The 19,156-nt window shown below is 52.1% G+C and carries 15 protein-coding genes; 11 read left to right on the plus strand and 4 right to left on the minus strand.

Annotated features, from left to right (window positions below; all coding sequences use genetic code 11):
* Positions 1 to 16: 16 nt before the first annotated feature.
* A complete protein-coding gene (locus HMPREF9442_RS07630; protein ID WP_008627072.1) occupies positions 17 to 1,189 on the minus strand; it encodes a DUF418 domain-containing protein in 1,173 nt (390 codons plus the stop codon).
* Positions 1,190 to 1,914: 725 nt separating this feature from the next.
* On the opposite strand from HMPREF9442_RS07630, the gene HMPREF9442_RS07635 reads away from it, so the two are divergent.
* A complete protein-coding gene (locus tag HMPREF9442_RS07635) occupies positions 1,915 to 2,823 on the plus strand; it encodes a hypothetical protein (RefSeq protein WP_008627076.1) in 909 nt (302 codons plus the stop codon).
* A gap of 240 nt (positions 2,824 to 3,063) precedes the next feature.
* Here HMPREF9442_RS07635 and HMPREF9442_RS07640 read toward each other — a convergent pair whose 3' ends face one another.
* Genes HMPREF9442_RS07640 through HMPREF9442_RS15765 form a run of 3 tightly spaced genes read right to left on the minus strand, consistent with a single transcriptional unit; the run spans position 3,064 to position 9,167 of the window.
* Positions 3,064 to 3,960, minus strand: a complete 897-nt coding sequence (locus HMPREF9442_RS07640; protein WP_008627077.1) for a hypothetical protein — start codon at positions 3,958 to 3,960, stop codon at positions 3,064 to 3,066.
* Complete coding sequence (locus HMPREF9442_RS07645; RefSeq protein ID WP_008627079.1) at positions 3,944 to 5,272, minus strand: MFS transporter; 1,329 nt, start codon at positions 5,270 to 5,272, stop codon at positions 3,944 to 3,946. Before HMPREF9442_RS07645 ends, HMPREF9442_RS07640 begins: the two co-directional genes overlap by 17 nt.
* Positions 5,273 to 5,279: 7 nt before the next feature.
* Positions 5,280 to 9,167: a DUF4922 domain-containing protein gene (locus HMPREF9442_RS15765; protein WP_087944087.1), complete on the minus strand. Its 3,888-nt coding sequence runs from the start codon at positions 9,165 to 9,167 to the stop codon at positions 5,280 to 5,282.
* A gap of 112 nt (positions 9,168 to 9,279) precedes the next feature.
* Between HMPREF9442_RS15765 and rlmN the strand changes: the two genes are divergently transcribed.
* From rlmN to HMPREF9442_RS07700, 10 genes are all read left to right on the plus strand, one after another.
* A complete protein-coding gene (gene rlmN / locus HMPREF9442_RS07655; protein ID WP_008627097.1) occupies positions 9,280 to 10,326 on the plus strand; it encodes a dual-specificity RNA methyltransferase RlmN in 1,047 nt (348 codons plus the stop codon).
* A 4-nt stretch (positions 10,327 to 10,330) separates the two neighbouring features.
* Entirely contained in the window at positions 10,331 to 11,392 is a 1,062-nt protein-coding gene (locus HMPREF9442_RS07660; protein ID WP_008627103.1) for a DUF4837 family protein, read from the plus strand.
* Between the two features lie 16 nt (positions 11,393 to 11,408).
* Positions 11,409 to 12,500: a 4-hydroxythreonine-4-phosphate dehydrogenase PdxA gene (gene pdxA, locus HMPREF9442_RS07665; protein ID WP_008627105.1), complete on the plus strand. Its 1,092-nt coding sequence runs from the start codon at positions 11,409 to 11,411 to the stop codon at positions 12,498 to 12,500.
* 1 nt (position 12,501) lies between these two features.
* A complete protein-coding gene (locus HMPREF9442_RS07670) occupies positions 12,502 to 13,497 on the plus strand; it encodes a lysylphosphatidylglycerol synthase transmembrane domain-containing protein (RefSeq protein WP_008627106.1) in 996 nt (331 codons plus the stop codon).
* Between the two features lie 84 nt (positions 13,498 to 13,581).
* Positions 13,582 to 14,808, plus strand: coding sequence for a sigma-54 interaction domain-containing protein (locus tag HMPREF9442_RS07675; RefSeq protein WP_008627107.1), 1,227 nt, complete (start codon positions 13,582 to 13,584; stop codon positions 14,806 to 14,808).
* Positions 14,783 to 15,310: an LptE family protein gene (locus HMPREF9442_RS07680; RefSeq protein ID WP_008627108.1), complete on the plus strand. Its 528-nt coding sequence runs from the start codon at positions 14,783 to 14,785 to the stop codon at positions 15,308 to 15,310. The genes HMPREF9442_RS07675 and HMPREF9442_RS07680 overlap by 26 nt, the downstream gene beginning before the upstream one ends.
* Before the next feature lie 4 nt (positions 15,311 to 15,314).
* Complete coding sequence (locus tag HMPREF9442_RS07685) at positions 15,315 to 16,061, plus strand: DUF8458 domain-containing protein (protein WP_008627109.1); 747 nt, start codon at positions 15,315 to 15,317, stop codon at positions 16,059 to 16,061.
* Between the two features lie 2 nt (positions 16,062 to 16,063).
* Positions 16,064 to 16,435 carry a preprotein translocase subunit SecG gene (secG, locus tag HMPREF9442_RS07690; protein WP_008627111.1) on the plus strand — a complete coding sequence of 124 codons (372 nt, stop codon included), beginning with the start codon at positions 16,064 to 16,066 and terminating at the stop codon, positions 16,433 to 16,435.
* A gap of 710 nt (positions 16,436 to 17,145) precedes the next feature.
* Positions 17,146 to 17,724, plus strand: a complete 579-nt coding sequence (locus tag HMPREF9442_RS07695) for a DUF3575 domain-containing protein (RefSeq protein WP_040602817.1) — start codon at positions 17,146 to 17,148, stop codon at positions 17,722 to 17,724.
* Between the two features lie 14 nt (positions 17,725 to 17,738).
* Positions 17,739 to 19,073 carry a tetratricopeptide repeat protein gene (locus HMPREF9442_RS07700; protein ID WP_008627119.1) on the plus strand — a complete coding sequence of 445 codons (1,335 nt, stop codon included), beginning with the start codon at positions 17,739 to 17,741 and terminating at the stop codon, positions 19,071 to 19,073.
* Positions 19,074 to 19,156 lie beyond the last annotated feature (83 nt).

Raw genomic sequence — 19,156 nt, forward strand, 5'->3', positions numbered from 1 at the left:
TTCGTAACCATACGGGTCATTTCAGCCATGTGGCCCGTTTCCACACATATTCCAACGGGCCGTGGTCGTGGTGTTTCATCCACCATTTGCAGAAAGAGAATTGCAGGACGAAGAACGCCATTCCGGCCAACAGGCTGGCCGTAATGCCCAAATCGTCGTGCAAGGAAAAGCCCCAGTTGTAATAAAGCATGGCTCCGGCAATGCTTTGGGTGATGTAGTTCGTCAGGCTCATCTTGCCGTATGGGATGATTTTGCTCATGAACGCTTGCATCCGGGTGCGGTAAAAGGCCATGAGCCCGCCCGAAACCAGTACCAACATGAAAGCGAATTTATACAAAGAGCTTACCACAAGGTTCAGCGGGGTCAATACGGACGGATTGCTGATGAAGTCGGGCAGCATGTTGCCAAGCCCGTATAGGGGGAAAAATGCGACCAAGGCTCCGCAGAGTATCTTGTTCCACACTTTCAGGTTTTCTTTCAGGAACAAGCCCCGTCTGCCGATGAGCAGCCCGAATAGGAACAAGGCCGCCGTCTGGAACACACGTCCGTTGTCCCAGGCCCAAGCCAGGCTAGCCAGTTGTCCCTCCCAAAGGTTCACGCGTACGGTTTCCCAAAACGTGCCGCCCTGTTGTACGGCGAAAGTTTGTGCCCACAAATGCCCGGTGGGTACGGCTGGAGTGACGAATGCCGGGTCGCAGGCCGCCCGGATGGCGTAGTATAAGGGTAGGGGTTGGATAAGCAGGACGCAGGCCAGTACCAGCAGCCATTTGTCTTTCAGGCGGCAGGTGAGCGGAAGGATGAAGCCCACTAAAGAGTAGAGCACCAATACCTCCGCCGTAAAGAACGAGGCGTTCAGGTTGCCGAAAAGGAAAAGCAGGAAGAGCCGCCAGCAAAACCGTCCCCTGAAGTCTTTTCCGCGCAGCCGCTGGTTGTCGTATTGGATGAAAAAGCTGAAACCGAAGAGCAATGCGAAAACGGCGTATGCTTTTCCGCCGAAGAGGAAGAACATGCCGTCCCAGATGGCTTTGTCACTGAAGTCCAACCACTCGCTTTGTCCCGCAGTGTCGGGGTAGGAGTAGAAATTGAAATGTTCGATGGAGTGCAACAGAATGATGCCCATTACGGCTATTCCGCGTAATACGTCAGCCACGTCCACGCGTGGATGTTTCGTCATGGTGGTGTTTTGCATGTTTTTTTCCTTTTGTTTGTTTCGTGGTTGCAAAAATAGGGATTTTTTTCATCTATACCAACAAAAATTATTCTGCGGAGATTTGAAAATCGTTTGCCGCAGATTGAAAAATCAGTCTCAGCCAAATGATTTTTCATTTGGCGCAGAACGATTTTGAAAATGTAAGTGGTTGGTTTTCAGGTGTGTTTGTAGGTGGAAAAATATTGATGAAAGTCACTTCTATAAGTGGTTAAAAAATACCGTAGAACTCCCCGTTGATTTTCTTTTTCCGACTATAAAAAATATCCCTACTTCACAGTAAGGATATAAAAAAAGGGTCAGCGCTCTGACCCAACCTTTGTTAACCTTAAATCTAATACTATGAAAAACACGATGCAAAGTTACGGAGTTTTTTGAAATAAACAATAGAAAAAGAATTAAAATGTCTATGCTTAACGTTTTTTATAGGATAAGCTTTGGTTTAGCTGTTTTTTTAGTCGTTTTTCGAGGTCTATTGGGGGATGAAAAAAGTCCATCTCTTGGTAAGAGATAGACTACCGTTTGCAAATGTAGGTAAAAAGCCAGATAACGCCAAGTAACTGTATGAAAAAATCTAAGAAATGCGATGTTTTTCTAAACTTTGTATTTTTTAAATGACTGTAAAATAGTATATTTTAAATGTCGGTCTATCTCTTACCAAGAGATGGACCGCTATTGGTAATATAAAATAATAGTAACGCAGGAATATGATAAGAATGGTCCGTAGTTTGATGAAAATATGGCTCGTTACGTATATGGCCTGTGGCTGTGTGGCCTGTCGGAGTAATAAAAAATCGCATCCCTTAGAAGGGGAAGCCGCTGTGTCGGTTCCCTGTTTGCGAGATATGGGTATCGTACGTCCGATTGCCGGATGGAGTCGGGGGGATAGTAATATGACCCGGTTTAAATATCGTGACGGACGGATAGTCGGAGGCTACAGTACGGAATATGGTACTTTTATAGTGGAGACGCATCCATTGGCGTTTCGGGTTTTCAAGGAAAAGAAGTCCGTAGCCACCGGTCGTGTCCGCGAGGTTTGTTTCAAGCCCGTTCGTGTCGCTCCGGAAGGCCATGTGGTTTATATGGAGTTCAACGGAATGGAGCAAGAAGCGGCGAACGGCGGAAAAGCCCGTCCTTTTCGAGGTGAGGTGTCGGCTTCTTACGACCCCGATGGTCATATAACCGAGATGAACTACTGTCGTGAGAACAGTTCGGGCTACAGGGAAACCGGCGTGGCGCGGTACACTTGGAAGGACGGGAATCTGGAGACGGTGGTTTCCGATGTTTCCCATACGAACAATCTATACGAGAGGCATGAGATTTATACTTTTGGCTATGACATGCAGGATTCCCTGAAGTTAAATCCCGGTATCTACCTCCAAGAGATGAATTGTTTTCCGGGGCTTTATGATTTTATTTGGTATGCCGGACTGTGGGGGAAAACCACCCGTCGCATTCCGCAGACGGTCACATACGAAAAGGTGGGAGACGGAGAAAATCGCAGCGAAACGCAATCTATCACTTTTATCCTCAGGCCGGAAAAGAATGCTGCGATATTGTCTTACGGTGGAGTTCCGCGCTTTTCATTCGATTACTTTCCCGTCAGTTGCCCCTGAGCGGTGGTCCCGTTGTCGGCCTCGGTTGGTGACGGGACCTTTTTAAAGGGATAAAAGAATACGGGTCGCTTCACAGCGACCCGTATTCTTTAGTTTTTTAGGTATTAGTTTTGTTTAAGGTAAAAAGATTGTTTTCAGGATAACGCTGCAAAGGTAAGCGCATTTTTAGGTGCGTGCAAGTAAAAAAACATGCTATAAAACATATTTTGCGAAAAACACTGCATTTTCCTTAAAAATCTTTTAATCTGCTTTGTCTTTCAGTTTTTGCCGATGGTAATTTACCATCCGGTCTATCGGTTCTTTGAGGATGTTTCCTATCCGTATGTCGTATATTCCGGCAGCCTCCTCCAGTTCTTCGTGGAAAATGGCGGCTATGCTGCCCACGAAGTGTACGGCAAGCGATCCGGGGTGGTAAGCCATGATGTTCCGTTCAAAGAAGGCTTTGAAGCAGTCTGTGAGTATACGGTGGGCGTCAGGGTGGGTACGGTGGGCTTTCAGGAAAGGTGTGAAAGAAGCTAAGAAACGGTTGGCTTCCGGTCCCCGGTACACTTTCCGGATGATGTCAGCTTCGTCCCATCCGTAGCTTTCCGCCAGCTTACGGCTTAGTTCTTCGTCTAAAAGTCCTTTGAGCCAGTCGCCTATCAGGCGTTTGCCTAAAGCTGTGCCGCTGCCTTCGTCCCCTAAGATGTATCCCAACGGAGACACATGTTGCACAATGTCCTGTCCGTCGTAACGGCAGGAATTGGAACCGGTGCCCAAAATGCAGGCAATGCCGGCTTCGTGTCCGCATAAGGCCCGTGCAGCCCCCAACAGGTCGGAATGGACTTCGGCTGTGGAGCGGGGGAAGAGTCCGGTAAGGGCCTGTCCCATCTTGTCGCAGACGGAAGGCAGGCATCCCGCACCGTAATAATAGATATGGGTTTCCGTTTCCGGTCCTTGGAGATGGGGGGCCAACCGGGGAAGCAGTTCCGTTTGCAGGATTTCCCGGATGGCGGGAGGTTCCAACAGGGCAGGGTTGAGTCCACGCGTACGGAAAAGCTGAGGCTCCCGATGGGGAACTGCCAGGCACCAGTCGGTTTTTGTGGAGCCTCCGTCGGCCACCAACAAGGCTTTCCGTAGGTTATGCTTGGTTTCCATGATGTTCTTTTTTCCCGAATTCCGGGTCTATTTTCAGCAGTGCTGTGACGCCGACCGTCACCAAGCAGCAGGCCATTACGATAAGGAAGAAGTGGAAGTATCCCACGGCTTCCTGCAATTCTCCGGCCACGGCGCCCGGCAGCATCATGGACAGGGCCATGAAAGCCGTGCAGAAGGCATAATGCGAAGTTTGTTGTTCCCCTTGCGAATAATATAGGAGGAACAGCATGTAGGCAGTGAAGCCAAAGCCGTAACCGAATTGCTCAATGAATACCATGGCGTTGATAAGCAAGAAATTCGTAGACTGGAAGTAACTCAGATAGACATATACAAGGTCTGGTAGCGTGATGCTCCATACCATCGGCCACAGCCACTTTTTCAGCCCGTTGCGCGAGGCGGCTATACCGCCTATGATGCCGCCGAGGGTCAAGCCGAGTACGCCTACCGTTCCCTGTACGAACCCTACTTCCTGCGTGGAAAGCCCCAGTCCGCCTTCGCTGACGGGTTTAATCAGGAACAGGTTGGAAATCCGGATGAGCAACGCTTCCGGCAGGCGGTAGAAAAGCATGAAAAGGACGGCGGCCACAGGCTGCGGTTTCCGGAAAAACGATGTGACGGTGAGCCAAATGTCTTTCCACAGGCTGCGGGCCGACACGGCTTTTCGTGTCCGGTCGCAGTCGGGGCGCGGCAAGTGGAAAAAGTGGTAGGCAGTCACGGCAATGAAGAATGCCGCCAGCACGTAGAAAGCGATGCTCCACGAATAGGCGATGCGGCGGGTGAAAGTTTCCAACGTGCCCGCCAACATGATGAGCAGTCCGCTGCCCGCTATGGTGGCGATGCGGTAGAACGTGCTCCTGATGCCCACATACAGGCTTTGCTCGTGCGGGTCGAGCGCCAACATGTAAAAACCGTCGGCTGCGATGTCGTGGGTGGCACTGCTGAAAGCCATCATCCACAGGAACATCAGGGTAAAGACGAGGAAATGGGCGGAGGGAAGCGTGAAGGCCACTCCGGCTATGGCGGCGGCGATGAGGAACTCCATGGCCAATATCCACCATCTTTTGCTTTTGGCAAGGTCGATGAACGGGCTCCATAGGGGTTTGACGACCCACGGGAGGTAGAGTGCGCTAGTGTAGAAAGCGATTTCGGCGTTGGAAAGTCCCATGCGTTCGTACATGACGGTAGAGATGCTCATGACCGTCACGTAAGGCAGTGCCTCGGCAAAGTACAGGGTCGGAATCCATTTCCATGGGTTCCGGCTTGGGGTTTCCGGTGTTTGCCGGTCGTCTATGGCGTAAGGTTTTCTTTTCATAAGGCTGTCAGGAGTAGGCTTTCCGGATGGTGATTCCGTCATAATAATGTTTCAGGATTTCGTCGTAACGGTAACCTTTGGCTCCCATGACCGCCGCCCCGATCTGGCATAAGCCCACGCCGTGCCCCCATCCGGCACCGTGGAGGACGAACCGGCCGGGTATGCCGTCGTGCAAATCCTCCTTGTCGACCACGAATGCCGAACTGAACAAATGGGTGTGGCTTAATACACGGCGTATTTCCAACTCTTTTCCGATGACGAGTGTCTCCTGTGTACCGACGATTCTCAACCGGCTGATGTGTCCGCCTCGTCCGCGTTCCACGGGGATGAGGTCGAGGATGCTGCCAAAATCCGTTTTCAGGTTCTCCTCGATGAGCCCGGACAATTCGTCTTGCGTGTATTCCACGCGCCAACGGTAGAAGTCCGTGGTTTCCCGGTCGTAGTCGTTCAGCACTTGACGGAGTATCTCTTCGTCTTCCGTGTGGCAGAACGAAGGCGGGTTGCTCCGTATCCACTTTTCAGCCTCCTCTTCCCGGGTGAGGTCCGGCAGCGCCGGACGGATGCCCGAAAGATTCCCGGGCGCAATATCTCTGACACTGGTCAGGTAAGACAAATGCTTGTCCTCCCAGCAATATTCGAATTCTTCGGTCGCTCCGCCGCAGCATTTCGAGAAACGTGCGTCGCAGATGTCATCCCCCGATGTGAGGATTTGCCCGCGTGTAGCTTTGACGGCTTCCACCACGGCCTCGTTGCTGGCCCGCGTGATGCCCTGATAGCGTTGGCAATGGTCGTCGGCACATACGTCGAATATCGTATGGTCTTCGCGGTCGTACCAACGGATCAGCTCTCCGTCGCTTTTGCTGAACGAGAAGAATCCACGGTCGTGGTTACTCAGTTGTTTGCGCTTTTCTATCTGGGCATAGAGCCAGCTCCGGCTGATGACGGCCGATGCTTTCAGGAACTCGGGAGAGGCGGAGGCGTTCATTTCGCTGGAAATGACACTGATGAGGTAGTCTTCCACCGGCAACACGTTGATGGCCACGATTTTTTCTTCTTCCACCACTAATTTCAACGTGCCGCTGAAGATTTGCGTTTCTTGCCGTTCCCAATGGAATTTGATACCGATTGTCACGTCGTAAAGCGAGAAAGAAGCTTTGTTTTCCTGAGGGGTAAAAGTCAATTCCCGGTACAGGTTTCCGTTCCACAGGATGCCTCCTTCGCTGCATTCTACCGTTTGCTCGCCCCTTACGAGGCTGCCTTTGGCCGAATAGGTGGCGTTGAGGGAGAAATGGATACGTTGCCGGCTCATGATGCCTACGCTGACTTCGGGTTCCGTGCCTTCATGTAGTCGTTCCGGAGCCGTGCGCGGCTCCGCGTTTTCCGTGCCGTCTTTCTTCTGGTGGCGGGTGAACTGCCCGATGACCGGTTTCAGTTCTTCTTCGCTCAGCGTCACTTCGCGCAGGATGTCCGTAGCCAATTCGGCCGTGATGGCCCGGAAATCTTTTTCTCTCGGTGTGATGAACAGGCCGCCCATATCCAAGGCTCCGGGACTGACGAGCAGTTGGTGCTCGCCGGTCTGTCCGTAGCAGGCCGGCCTGTGTTTCTTGCGTGGGAAAATCAGGATGACGATTTCGTCTTCTCGTCCGGCGTTCCATGACTGCCGCCAACAGATGATGTTCATGCGCGGTTCGTTTTCCCCGTCGCAGAGCGGAAGGGCATAGTAGAGTTTTTCAAAAAGCAGGCAGGGATGTTCCGACGGCCGGGTGCGGATGACAAATACCGGACATATATAACTTTTGAGGATGTAGAGCCCGCAGTTGGCGTTTTGCATCATGATTTCCTCGATGCTCTCTTCTTCGTCCGGTTGCAGGGGATAGAGTTTTTCCATCCCCATTTCGTAGCTTTTCCAGTCCCGTTCGATGGGCAACACACCCCGTTTCCCTGCCTGGAAGTGCATGTGGTCTGGGGCAGAAGCGCCGCATACGGGGCCGTTGTAGAAAAAGACGGCTTCCGGTATGTTCCAGGCCATGTTGCGCAAGGTCTTGAAGTGAGGCAGGATGCTTTGTGGTGTATGCCTCCGTGCCGGGATGGTAAAGTGTTCCGGTAAGATAGGGTAAGGGTTCACCAACAGTTGGTAATGTCCTTCTATGGGCAGGGCGTGTTGTACCTCCGGCCGGTTCAGGTCGCAAAGGAAGCACGGGCGGGCGGCCAAGGCTTCGGCTGAGATATTGGCTCCGGTCGAGGCTATTCGTGCCGGATTGAACTGGGCGGTCAGCGTATGGTCGCCGATGGCCAGTTCCTTGTTCTCTGCTTTTTGCAGGTCTTCATAACGTTGCCGGGCTTCGCTCCAGTCCTCTAATTGCTTGCGGAAGAAAGCCTGCATTTCTTCGGGATTCAGCGGGTGTGCCCACAGTCGGTTCAGTCGGCGGCGGGCTTCTATCTCGATAGTACGCAGCCGGTCCTTGTAAAGATTGTGGGCATTGGCTTTTTCTATGCTCAGTGCCGCGTCGGAATTGCCTTCCCAACGTCGGCATAAGTAAAGTTCTTCATAGATGCGCCCGATGCGGTAGTAGCGTGAAAAGCATAAGCCGAGTGCATAATCTTCCCCGTAACTGGTGTTCGGGATTTGCAGCTTCCTCAGAATCGGGGTGAAGAAAGCGCGCGGGGCACCCAGTCCGTTGATGCGCAAGGCATTGTTGCGGCCGTTTTCGGGGGTCCATTCCTTGTGGTCTATCAGGCCCGGCGGCAGAGTTTGCAGGGAGAAGTCCGTCATGCGGTAGGCTCCGATGACCATGGCTGCCTTTTCATGATAAAAAGTTTGTATGATGCGCTGCAAAGTCTGTGGTGAACTGTACAGGTCGTCCGAATCCAACTGGACGACGAAGCGTCCGCAACGCGGGTGGTGTACGGCCAAGTTCCAACAGCCCCCGATGCCCAAGTCGCCGCGTTCGGGGATAAGGTGGACGACGCGAGGGTCACGGGTGGCATAACGTGCGATGGCTTCCGTCGTTCCGTCTGTGGAATGATTGTCCGCCACGATAAGGTTGAAATCGAAATCTGTTTCTTGGGACAGCACGCTGCGGATGGCATCTTCGATAGTGCGGACCCGGTTGCGTACCGGAATGACGACCGTGGCCTCGCAAGGGAAATCTTCGGCACGGAAGTCTACCTCGTCGAATTCGTCGGGAGCCAGATAAGCCCCGATTTGCTTCAGGTGCTCCGTACAGGCTTTTTCCATTTCGATTTGCACGGTGCGGTTTTTCGGGTCTACGTAGTCGAAATTTTTCTCTCCGCTTTTCCGGGTGTCGGTTTCCGTTTTCGTATAAAGGGGTTCGTCCAAATGGAACAACTTGCCGTGGCGGCTCAAGTATAGCCGTAAGTCATACCATCCAGCGAAACGGTAGTCGGGCAAATTCTCTTGTCCGGCGTATGCTTTCAGGCCTTCTGTACGTATCAAGACCAACGGGCCGAAATCGAAATCGTCGCGCAGGCTGCCCTTTTGGTAATCTATGAGCGGATGGGCATGCCGTGCCCCGTCCTGTATGGCGTAATGGTCGGCATAAAGCAAGTCGGCACGGGTGTCGTCGGCCACACGCAACAGGCGGTCGAGGGCATGGAACCCCAGTTCAAGCGGCAGGGCTTTGTGGTAGAACAGGCAGTATTCGGCCTCGCAAAGGCGAGCCATGTCCAACATGGCCTGTGTGCTGAAAATACCGTCGGTGTGCAACGGTAAGCAGGTATCTGGCAGGGTGGCCTCGACACCAACGGGGCACAGCCCGTAGATACGGCCTGTCCATCCACTGCTGCGGAGTTCCTGTACCAGTCCGGCCATTTGGTTCTCTGTTCCGCAAGGGAGGAAACAGTCTATTCGTGGAGAATGTGATGACGATTTCATGTGGTAATTTATGTATTATAGCGTGCAAATATACTAATAGAAGTCCAATATAGTGGAAAGTTTTCTCTTTTTTCCGTAACTTTGCCTGTAAAATAAAGGAGAAGAGATAACCGTGGAGGATAAGATAGCATTATTGGGCATGACGTTGTCGGAGTTGAAGTCCGTGGCGGGGGAAATCGGTATGCCGTCTTTTGCCGCCCGTCAGATGGCGGAATGGCTATATGGGAAGAAGGTGGCTTCCATTGACGAAATGACCAATATTTCGGCGAAGAACCGATGTTTGTTGAACGAACGTTATACCGTGGGCTGCTTGGGTCCGGTGGATTGCCAACGCTCGGCAGACGGGACCGTGAAGTATCTGTACCGTACGGCGGCGGGCGGATACGTGGAGACGGTGTATATCCCCGATGGCGACCGGGCTACGCTTTGCGTGTCTTCCCAGGTGGGGTGCAGGATGAACTGCCGTTTTTGCATGACCGGAAAACAAGGCTTTTCCGGACAGCTGACGGCTGCTGATATCCTGAACCAACTGTATTCGCTGCCGGAGCGCGACACCCTGACCAATGTGGTGTTCATGGGGCAGGGAGAACCGTTGGACAATCTGGATAACGTGTTGCGCGCCACGGAGATTCTGACAGCCGATTATGGCTATGCCTGGAGTCCTAAGCGCATTACGGTGTCTACCGTCGGACTGCGCAAGGGGCTGAAACGTTTTTTGGACGAGAGTGAATGTCATCTGGCAGTCAGCCTGCATAACCCGTTTGCCGACCAACGTGCCCGGTTGATGCCGGCCGAGAACAGTTACGGCCTGCAGGAAATCGTGGCGTTGCTCCGGGAGTACGACTTTACGCACCAACGTCGCCTTTCTTTTGAATATACGATGTTTGAAGGGGTGAACGACACCTTGGCGCATGCCAAGGAGCTCTTGCGCTTGCTTGGAGGAGTGGAATGCCGGATGAACTTGATTCGTTTCCATCCCGTTCCCGGCGTGGACTTGAAGGGGACGTCGGAGGAAGGCATGTTGCGTTTTCGGGATTACCTGACCGGGCACGGGCTTTTTTCTACCATCCGGGCGTCGCGCGGACAGGATATTTTTGCCGCTTGCGGATTGTTGAGCACGGCGAAACAACAAGGTGTGGAACTTAAAAAAACAGAATAAGGCTATGAAAAGGATTTTAGGAAATCGGTGGATGTCGTGGTGCGGGATATGGGTTGCCGTAATGCTGTTGGCTGCCTGTGACCATTTGGCTAAGCCTACGTCCAGTGGACGCCCGTACGAAGTGTTGGTCGTTGTGGGCGACTCCTTGTGGCAACGTCCTGCGGGACGTGCGTTGTTTGATGTGTTGGATACGGATATCCCCGGTCTTCCGCAGCCCGAGCGTTCGTTTCGTATTTCGCAGACCGACCCGAAGCGTTTTAATCAGGTGTTGAACATTTTCCGGAACATCATAAAGGTGGATATTGCTCCTAACCAATATACGCAGACCAAAATGAAGTTCACGCGTGACGTGTATGCCCGGCCGCAAGTGCTGCTGACGATTCAAAGTCCGAATGAAAAGGACTTTGCCGCTTTTGTGAAAAAGAATGCCCGGGCCATCATCGACTTTCTGGTGAAAATGGAAATGAACCGGCAAATCAATGAATTGGAGAAAAAACATTCGGAAGTCGTGTCTTTCTTGGTCGATTCCATCTTCGGTTGCCAATTCTGGGCACCGGCGGAAATCAAGAGCTACAAGAAAGGGAAAGACTTCTTCTGGACTTCTTCCAACACGGCTTCCGGGTTAGTGAACATCTGTATGTATTCCTATCCTTATGAAGGGCCTTGGACGTTCAACAAGGCATACGTGTTGGCCAAACGCGATTCCGTGATGAAAGTCAATATCCCCGGTGTGGAACCCCGTATGTATATGGCTACCGACACGGTTTGTACTTCGGTGAAACCCATTACGGTGAAAGGAGGGTATGCCATGGAGGCACGCGGACTGTGGAAAATGGAGCATGATGCCATGGGCGGCCCGTTTGTCAGCCATTCCCGGGTGGACACGTTGAACAACCGCGTGGTGGTGGCGGAAGGCTTTGTTTATGCGCCGGAGAAAATGAAGAGAGGGCTGATTCGTCGGTTGGAGGCTGCGTTGTACACCCTTTGCTTGCCGGGCGAGCAAGCCCGTGAATTGAAAGCCAACATACCCGAAGTCAGCGTGGTGGCAGGAAAAGAACAAGAATAAATCAGAAACAAAAGATATGAAGAATGGTAAGATATTGGTGGGGATAACCCACGGTGACATAAACGGTGTGGGATACGAGGTTATCCTGAAGCTTTTCAGCGAACCGATGATGTTGGAGTTATGTATACCTATTATATATGGTTCGCCCAAAGTGGCCACTTATCACCGCAAGGCGATGGAGCTGACGACAAACTTCGTCACGATACAAAAAGCGGACGAGGCCGTGGAGGGCAAGTTGAATTTGGTGGACTGTCTGGAAGAAGAGGTGAAAATCGATTTCGGACAGCCCTCTGCCGAGAGCGGCAAAGCGGCTTTGGCGGCTTTGGAAAGGGCTATGGTGGATTATCGCGAGAGACTGTTCGATGTATTGGTGACGGCACCCATCAACAAGGCAACGATACAGGGAGATGGTTTCCACTTTCCCGGACATACGGAATATATACAGGAGCGCGTCGGCGAAGGCCGGGAGGCACTGATGATTTTGATGAATGACGTGCTTCGCGTGGCTTTGGTGACTACACATTTGCCGATTCGCGACGTGGCGCAGGCGATAACCAAGGAAGCCGTTATGCAAAAAATCCGTATCTTCCATGAGGCGTTGCGCAAGGATTTTAATGTATCGAACCCGCGTATCGCCGTATTGGCACTGAACCCCCATGCCGGCGACGGCGGCCTGTTGGGCACGGAAGAAAAGGATATTATCCGTCCGGCTCTCCTGGAGATGGAGAAGGATGGCGTTTTCTGTTTCGGCCCTTATGCGGCCGACGGCTTTTTCGGAAACCGTACGTACGAGCATTTCGACGGCGTGTTGGCCATGTATCACGACCAGGGATTGGCACCGTTCAAGGCACTGTCCATGGCGGACGGGGTGAATTATACGGCAGGACTGCCCATCGTCCGTACTTCTCCAGACCATGGTACGGCCTACGATATCGCCGGACAGGGAAAGGCCGACGAGTCATCCTTCCGCCAGGCGGTCTATGCGGCATTGGATGTGTACCGCAACCGTGCCCGTTACGAAGAAGCGTATGCCCATCCTTTGCGCAAGCAGTATCACGAGCGTCGTGACGACAGCGACAAACTCAAACTGAACGCTCCGGAAGAATAACATGAAGCCTCTTTACCGTAACGTGTTTCTGGCCATCGGCGTGGTGGCCATCATTATTATGCTCTGCACTTCGGACTTGTCCTATTCGGAATTATGGGACAACGTCCGTCGGGCGGGATACTGGTTTCCGGCTGTCATCCTCTTATGGGTCTTCCTTTATCTGGCCAACGCCTGGGCTTGGTCGGTCATCATCCACGACGGGGCGGCACCGAAAATTCCTTTCCTGAAGATTTATAAGTACACGGTCAGCGGTTATGCGCTGAACTATGTCACTCCGGTGGGACTGCTCGGCGGCGAGCCTTACCGTATCATGGAGCTGACGCCCTACGTGGGGGCGGCCAAGGCAACATCCAGTGTGATTTTGTATGCCATGATGCACATCTTTTCCCATTTCTGTTTTTGGACTTTCTCCATTCTCCTTTATTTGTGGCTCTATGGACGGGAAATGTCGGCGGGGATGGCGGTATTCATGACCGTTTGTTCCGCCTTCTGCGCTGCGGGCATTTACTTCTTCCAGAAGGGATATAAAAACGGGTTAGCCATGAAAGCCTTGCGCTTGTTGGCCCATATACCCGGGTTGAAGTCCCGTCTGCGGCGGTTCATCGGCACGCGGGAAGAGTCCATACGGAAGGTGGACAGCCAGATAGCCGCCTTGCATGCACAGCGTAAGTCCACGTTCTACCTGTCGTTGTTCATAGAGTTCGCCGTGCGGGTGGCCGGTTGTCTTGAAATCCAGTTCATCTTGCTGATACTGACCGATCATGTTTCTTTTTGGGATTGCGTGCTGATACAGGCTTTCACGTCGCTTTTTGCCAATTTGTTTTTCTTTATTCCGATGGGTATGGGAGCGCGTGAAGGCGGTTTTGCCTTAGCCGTGGGCGGACTTTCCCTGGCCGGAGCCTACGGTGTTTACACCGGTTTGATTGTCCGTCTGCGCGAACTGGTGTGGACAGCCGTCGGTTTGCTGTTGATCAAACTGGGCAATAAGCCTGCTTAGTTTTTCTTAAATTAATGCGGTTAAAGTTGTGTCCCACGGGATTTTTTATGTAATTTTGTCGACAATCGCATTTTGGGAGAAGATATGAATACATCCGACGTTCAGGCACAGAAAAGAAGATATGGTATCGTGGGCAACTCGGAAGGGTTGAACCATGCAGTGGACATTGCTTTGCAGGTGGCCAAGACGGACTTATCCGTATTGATCACCGGAGAGAGCGGTGTGGGAAAGGAAATCATTCCCCGTATTATCCACGACAACAGCCTGAGGAAGACGAAGAAATACTTTGCCGTGAATTGCGGTTCCATTCCAGAAGGGACGATAGATTCCGAACTGTTCGGTCATGAGAAAGGGGCTTTTACCGGGGCGATAGGAGAGCGTGAAGGCTATTTCGGGGCGGCCAACGGAGGTACGCTGTTTCTTGACGAGGTTGGAGAGCTGCCTTTGGCCACGCAGGCGCGTTTGTTGCGTGTGTTGGAGACGGGGGAATACATCCGGGTCGGTTCGAGCGACGTGCGTAAGACCGACGTGCGCATCGTGGCGGCTACCAATGTCAACATGGCGCAGGCCATCCGCGACGGCCGTTTCCGCGAAGACCTGTTCTACCGCCTGAACACGATTCCCGTCAAGATGCCGGCTCTTCGCGAACGGGGGGACGATGTGGTGCTGCTTTTCAAGAAGTTTGCGATGGACACGGCGGAAAAGTATAATATGCCGGATCCTGTGGAGCTGACGGAAGCCGCCCAGGAAAGGCTGAAAAGATATTCATGGCCGGGGAACGTCCGCCAACTGAAGAACGTGACGGAACAGATTTCCATCCTCTCCCCGGAGCGGATTATCACTCCTGAAATCTTGTCCGGGTATATCCCCGAAGATCCGGTGACGCATGACATCGTACCGTTGAACAAACGGAATGAAGGCCACAGTTTTGAAAACGAACGCGAACTGTTGTACAAGATACTTTTCGATTTGCGCAACGACGTGACGGAGCTGAAAAAGTTGGTGCACGGGCAGCGGGTGGAGCGTGAGCACTCTTCCGCCCCACAGGTTGTCGAGCGTCCTATTACTTATTATCAGCCGGATGTCACTTATCCGGTGGCTCATGCGGCCAAAGGGGCGGATGAGTTTCAGACTCCGGAAGAATATGTGGAAGAGACCGTGTCTTTGAACGACGTGGAACGTCAGGTGATAGTGAGGGCTTTGGAGAAGAACCGGGGCAAGCGTCGCAAGGCTGCCCAGGAACTGAACATCTCCGAAAGGACGCTTTATCGTAAAATAAAGGAATATGGTTTGGATAAAGAGGATATTTAAAAGTAAGGTGGTCGGGCTGTTGTCTTGTGTCTTTTTGTTGGCGGCTTGTTCTATTTCCTATAAATTCAACGGGGCATCCATCGACTATACGAAAACCAAGACGATACAGATTTCACCTTTCCCCATCCGCTCTGCATACGTATGGGCGCCCATGCAGTCTATTTTCAGCAACCAGTTGACCGACGTCTTTGCCCGCCAGACCAAGTTGAGGCAGGTGAACCGTAACGGGGATTTGCAGCTTTCGGGCGAGATTGTGGAATACAGCCAGTTCAACAAGGCCGTGTCTGCCGACGGGTTTTCGTCGCAGGTGCAGTTGAAGATGACAGTGAATGTCCGTTTTGTGAATAATGCCAACCATGATGAAGACTTCGAACAGAAGTTCAGTGCCACCTCCCAGTATGACTCTTCGCAACAGTTGACCGCTGTACAAGAGGAACTGGTGACCCAGATGGTGAAGGATATTGTGGACCAGATATTTAATGCAACCGTAGCGAATTGGTAAGGATATGGATTTGAACTTGTCGGATTATATCAAGCATCCGGAGAAACTGGATAAGGAGACGTTGCCCCGCCTGGAGAAGTTGGTCAGCGACTATCCTTATTTCCAACCGGCCCGTCTGCTCTATTTGCGTAATCTGTACCTCTTGCACGATGCGGCTTTCGACCGGGAGCTTCGTCGCGCCGCCTTTTTCCTGCCCGACCGTAAAGCCCTGTTCCGTTTGATAGAAGGCGTAAACTATCGGTTCGAACCCGTCAAGAAGTATCAGACGAAAGCAGAGAAGGCGGGAGAGGTGGAAGAGGACCGCACTTATTCGCTCATAGACAATTTTCTGGCCAACTTGCCGGAGGAGAAGCCCCACCGCCCGAAGCCGGTGGATGCTTCCACAGACTATATGGCATACCTGATGCAGAGTGAAGACGCTCCCGACACGATTACGGCAGTGCCCCGCATGCAGCATCAGGAACTGATAGACGAATTTATCGGGCAAGGGGATAAACGCATCGTACTGAAGCAGGATGCCGACAGCGAGTTGCAGACTCCTGCTCTTCCTGCCGAGGGCGAAAACGAGGAGGATGAGGACTATTTTACCGAAACATTGGCTAAAATTTATATAAAACAAGGCCGATATACCAAAGCGATGGAAATTATAAGGCGGTTAAGTTTGAAATATCCAAAAAAAAACCGTTACTTTGCAGACCAGATTCGTTTCTTGGAGAAATTGATAATAAATAATAAAAATAAAAAATCGTAAACATGTACACAGTATTGGTTGTTCTCATCGTCATTCTTGCCATTCTGATGTGTCTGGTTGTACTCATCCAGGAGTCCAAAGGTGGAGGTCTCGCTTCTAGCTTCTCCGCTTCCAATCAGATTATGGGTGTGCGCAAGACGACGGATGTGATTGAAAAACTGACTTGGGGATTGGCGGCTGCCATGGTCGTATTGAGCGTGGTTTCGGTATTCTTTATTCCCAAAGTGGCTACGGAAGAGTCTGCCATGATGAAGGCGGCCACCGAGCAAAAGGCCGTAAATTCCAACAATTTGCCGGGATTCGGTGCTAGCCAACCGCAGCAACAGGCTGCTCCGGCCGGGCAAGCTCCGGCACAGCAGGCACCCGCGCAGTAAGCGGAACTGCCGGTCTTGGGTGACAGAAGGGCGAAACCCTTCTCTGGGAATTATTATTAGACAAAAGGACATAAGGTGCAACTTGTCAAATCCCGTTTGTGGAAGTCGGCATTCACCTTGTGTCCTTTTGTTCTTTTGTCTGAAAGCTCCTACCCCTACCCAGAAGTTTCACAAAACCATTCTTCAGTTTATAATATGTTGTATTATAGTGTCTTATGACAGATTCTGAAGGATGAAGGATGGTTTTATAAAACCCTTTGGAGGGAAGTGAAGAGTACTTATATCCATGATTTTTAAAAAAAATGTCGAGAAAATTTGTTTGTTTTGTTTATAAATTCTATATTTGTCACGTAATATTATCCAAATGCGATGATGAAAAACGGACTTGTACATAGAAATCAGAGAGGTGCTACGGTGTGGAGGCCGTTGCTGATAGTACTGTGCAAGGGCGAAAAATACCGTTTTTTGACGATTTTATATGAGAAAACATGCGTTTTGAACGGCTTTTTTAACTATTTGTATTTGGTTGTTCCGAATATTTGTGTAAACACACACACACACACACACACACACACACACATGTAAATCATGTAATATCTTTTTGTATTTTGTCGATAAACCCCGCTATGTTTGGCCATGTCGGGCATTTGGTATATTGTCCGCTTTCAGATGAAAGCGGGCCTTTACGTATATTCTATAAACTGAAAACCATGATGAAGAGCAAACGACTTGTTTTATGTTTGCTGGGGCTGTGCAGTTGGTTCGTCGCTGTTCAAGCACAGACCGTAGCGTTAAAAACGGATGTGGTGAACTGGGCTACAGCTTCGTTGAATTTGGAACCCGAAGTGAAAGTGGGGCGCAAGTCCACCATGGCTTTGGGGCTTTCGTGGAATCCCTGGACGTTTTCCGACAACAAGAAATGGCGTCACCTACGGGTGCAGCCGGAGTACCGTTATTGGATATGCCGTCCGTTCGGTGGGCACTTCTTAGGGCTTCACGCTTCTTACACGCGGTTTAACGCCGGAGGGGTGAACCTGCCTTTCAGCCTGTTGCCCAAGTTGGAAGATGAGCGCATGCAGGGTAATGAGTGGGCTGTGGGTCTGGGTTACGGCTACCATTGGATCCTGAGCCGCCATTGGAGTTTGGAGGCCGAGTTGGGGTTGGGCTATTCTTTCGCAGACTTCAGTGCCTATGAGTGCCGCAAGTGTGGCGACAAGTTGGAAGAGCGCACTACCCACCGCTTCGTGCCCACCAAGTTGTCCGTGTCTTTTATTTATGTGTTCAAGTAAATCAGACCGAAAAGATGAAGATAATCAATGATATACAAGCGTGGATGGGAGCAGCGGCCTTGTGCCTGTCTTCCTGTCCGTTGTTGGCCCAACAGGTGGTGCCGACGGGCGAACCTGTGTTGTCGTGGCAGGACAGCACGCAACTCAAAGTGGCCTTTTCCGTGGCTGCCGGCGATGTGGAAATTACCTCCGACGACCGTCTCATCCTTACGCCGCGCCTTACCACGAAGGCGGGCGACACGTTGGCGCTGCCTCCTGTGGAACTGGCCGGGCGGCGCAACCGCCGTTACTTCGACCGCCGTGCGGCTTTGCACGGTGAAGAACGTGCCGTCGTGGCAGCTGCCGCCGATACCCTATATTATAATAAGGTGGTAGAGGCGGAGCCGTGGATGCGTGCGTCGGAGCTTTCGCTTACGGTGGATTGCGAGTTCGAGGACTGCTGTGACGTGCGGCCGTTGGCTGCGCTCGATTTGGGTGCTACGTGTTGGTTCACGCCGAAACCCAAGGCTGTCGTGCCAGTGCTGAGCGTGGCTGAACAGATTGCCGTGCGCGAACCCGTGCTGAAGCCCGTCAGCGAATACAAGCCCTATACGCGCGACATCCCTTTGCGCAAAATGAAAGATGCGCTTTACGTGCATTTCCCCGTGGGAAAGTGGGACTTGCGCGAAGACTTCCGCGACAACGAGGCCACGTTGGCGCGTATCGTGGACATGATGCGGCGCGTGAAGGACGACAAGACCTCATCCATCGTGAAGGTGGTGATTGTGGGCTTGGCATCCATCGAAGGCTCCGTGGCTTTCAACGAGCATCTGGCCGGGCGGCGTGCCGAAGTCCTGAAAGACTACCTTGATGCCCGGGTGGACATGCCCGACAGTGTGTATGAGGTGGTGGGTGCAGGGGAGGCATGGGCCGACTTGCGCGATGTCATCGCCGAGAGCGACCTGGACGAGCGGCAGGAGCTGTTGCAAATCATCGACCACACGCCGGATGCCAACCTGCGCGAGCAGCGTATCCGCAGGCTCAATGGCGGGCGGCCTTACCAATACCTGAAGCAGTCGGTCTTTGCCGACCAACGTAATTCGGGGTATATCCGTGCTTACTATGAGGCTGTGCCGGACGAGGCAGCCGAAGCTATCAACCGGGCCGTGGCTTTGGTGCGCGGGGGGCGCGATGCCGAGGCGGCTGCCCTGCTCGAACCGTTGGACGACGAACGCAAGTGGAACACGTTGGGTGTGGCCTACTTCAAGACGGGGCGGCGTAAGGAGGCCATCGTATGCTTCGAGCGTGCCGTGAAGGCGGGCGACAGCGAGGCTGCGGGCAACCTGAAGGGCGTACAGGCCGTGGAATGACGGAATTTATGAGATTTTCTAATTATAGAGTTTATTAATTGTTTTATTCATTCAGAGCCTGTTTAAATTTTATTCAATAACAT

The organism is Paraprevotella xylaniphila YIT 11841, from assembly GCF_000205165.1.
Classification (GTDB): domain Bacteria; phylum Bacteroidota; class Bacteroidia; order Bacteroidales; family Bacteroidaceae; genus Paraprevotella; species Paraprevotella xylaniphila.

Excerpts from the sequence above, each read along its gene's own strand:
- HMPREF9442_RS07700 (WP_008627119.1), top strand. The coding sequence starts at position 17,739 with ATGAAGATAATCAATGATATACAAGCGTGGATGGGAGCAGCGGCCTTG.
- HMPREF9442_RS07695 (WP_040602817.1), top strand. The coding sequence starts at position 17,146 with ATGATGAAGAGCAAACGACTTGTTTTATGTTTGCTGGGGCTGTGCAGT.
- HMPREF9442_RS07675 (WP_008627107.1), top strand. The coding sequence starts at position 13,582 with ATGAATACATCCGACGTTCAGGCACAGAAAAGAAGATATGGTATCGTG.
- HMPREF9442_RS07645 (WP_008627079.1), bottom strand. The coding sequence starts at position 5,272 with ATGAAAAGAAAACCTTACGCCATAGACGACCGGCAAACACCGGAAACC.
- HMPREF9442_RS07660 (WP_008627103.1), top strand. The coding sequence starts at position 10,331 with ATGAAAAGGATTTTAGGAAATCGGTGGATGTCGTGGTGCGGGATATGG.
- HMPREF9442_RS07670 (WP_008627106.1), top strand. The coding sequence starts at position 12,502 with ATGAAGCCTCTTTACCGTAACGTGTTTCTGGCCATCGGCGTGGTGGCC.
- HMPREF9442_RS07640 (WP_008627077.1), bottom strand. The coding sequence starts at position 3,960 with ATGGAAACCAAGCATAACCTACGGAAAGCCTTGTTGGTGGCCGACGGA.
- HMPREF9442_RS07685 (WP_008627109.1), top strand. The coding sequence starts at position 15,315 with ATGGATTTGAACTTGTCGGATTATATCAAGCATCCGGAGAAACTGGAT.
- pdxA (WP_008627105.1), top strand. The coding sequence starts at position 11,409 with ATGAAGAATGGTAAGATATTGGTGGGGATAACCCACGGTGACATAAAC.
- HMPREF9442_RS07630 (WP_008627072.1), bottom strand. The coding sequence starts at position 1,189 with ATGCAAAACACCACCATGACGAAACATCCACGCGTGGACGTGGCTGAC.
- HMPREF9442_RS15765 (WP_087944087.1), bottom strand. The coding sequence starts at position 9,167 with ATGAAATCGTCATCACATTCTCCACGAATAGACTGTTTCCTCCCTTGC.
- HMPREF9442_RS07680 (WP_008627108.1), top strand. The coding sequence starts at position 14,783 with ATGGTTTGGATAAAGAGGATATTTAAAAGTAAGGTGGTCGGGCTGTTG.
- secG (WP_008627111.1), top strand. The coding sequence starts at position 16,064 with ATGTACACAGTATTGGTTGTTCTCATCGTCATTCTTGCCATTCTGATG.
- HMPREF9442_RS07635 (WP_008627076.1), top strand. The coding sequence starts at position 1,915 with ATGATAAGAATGGTCCGTAGTTTGATGAAAATATGGCTCGTTACGTAT.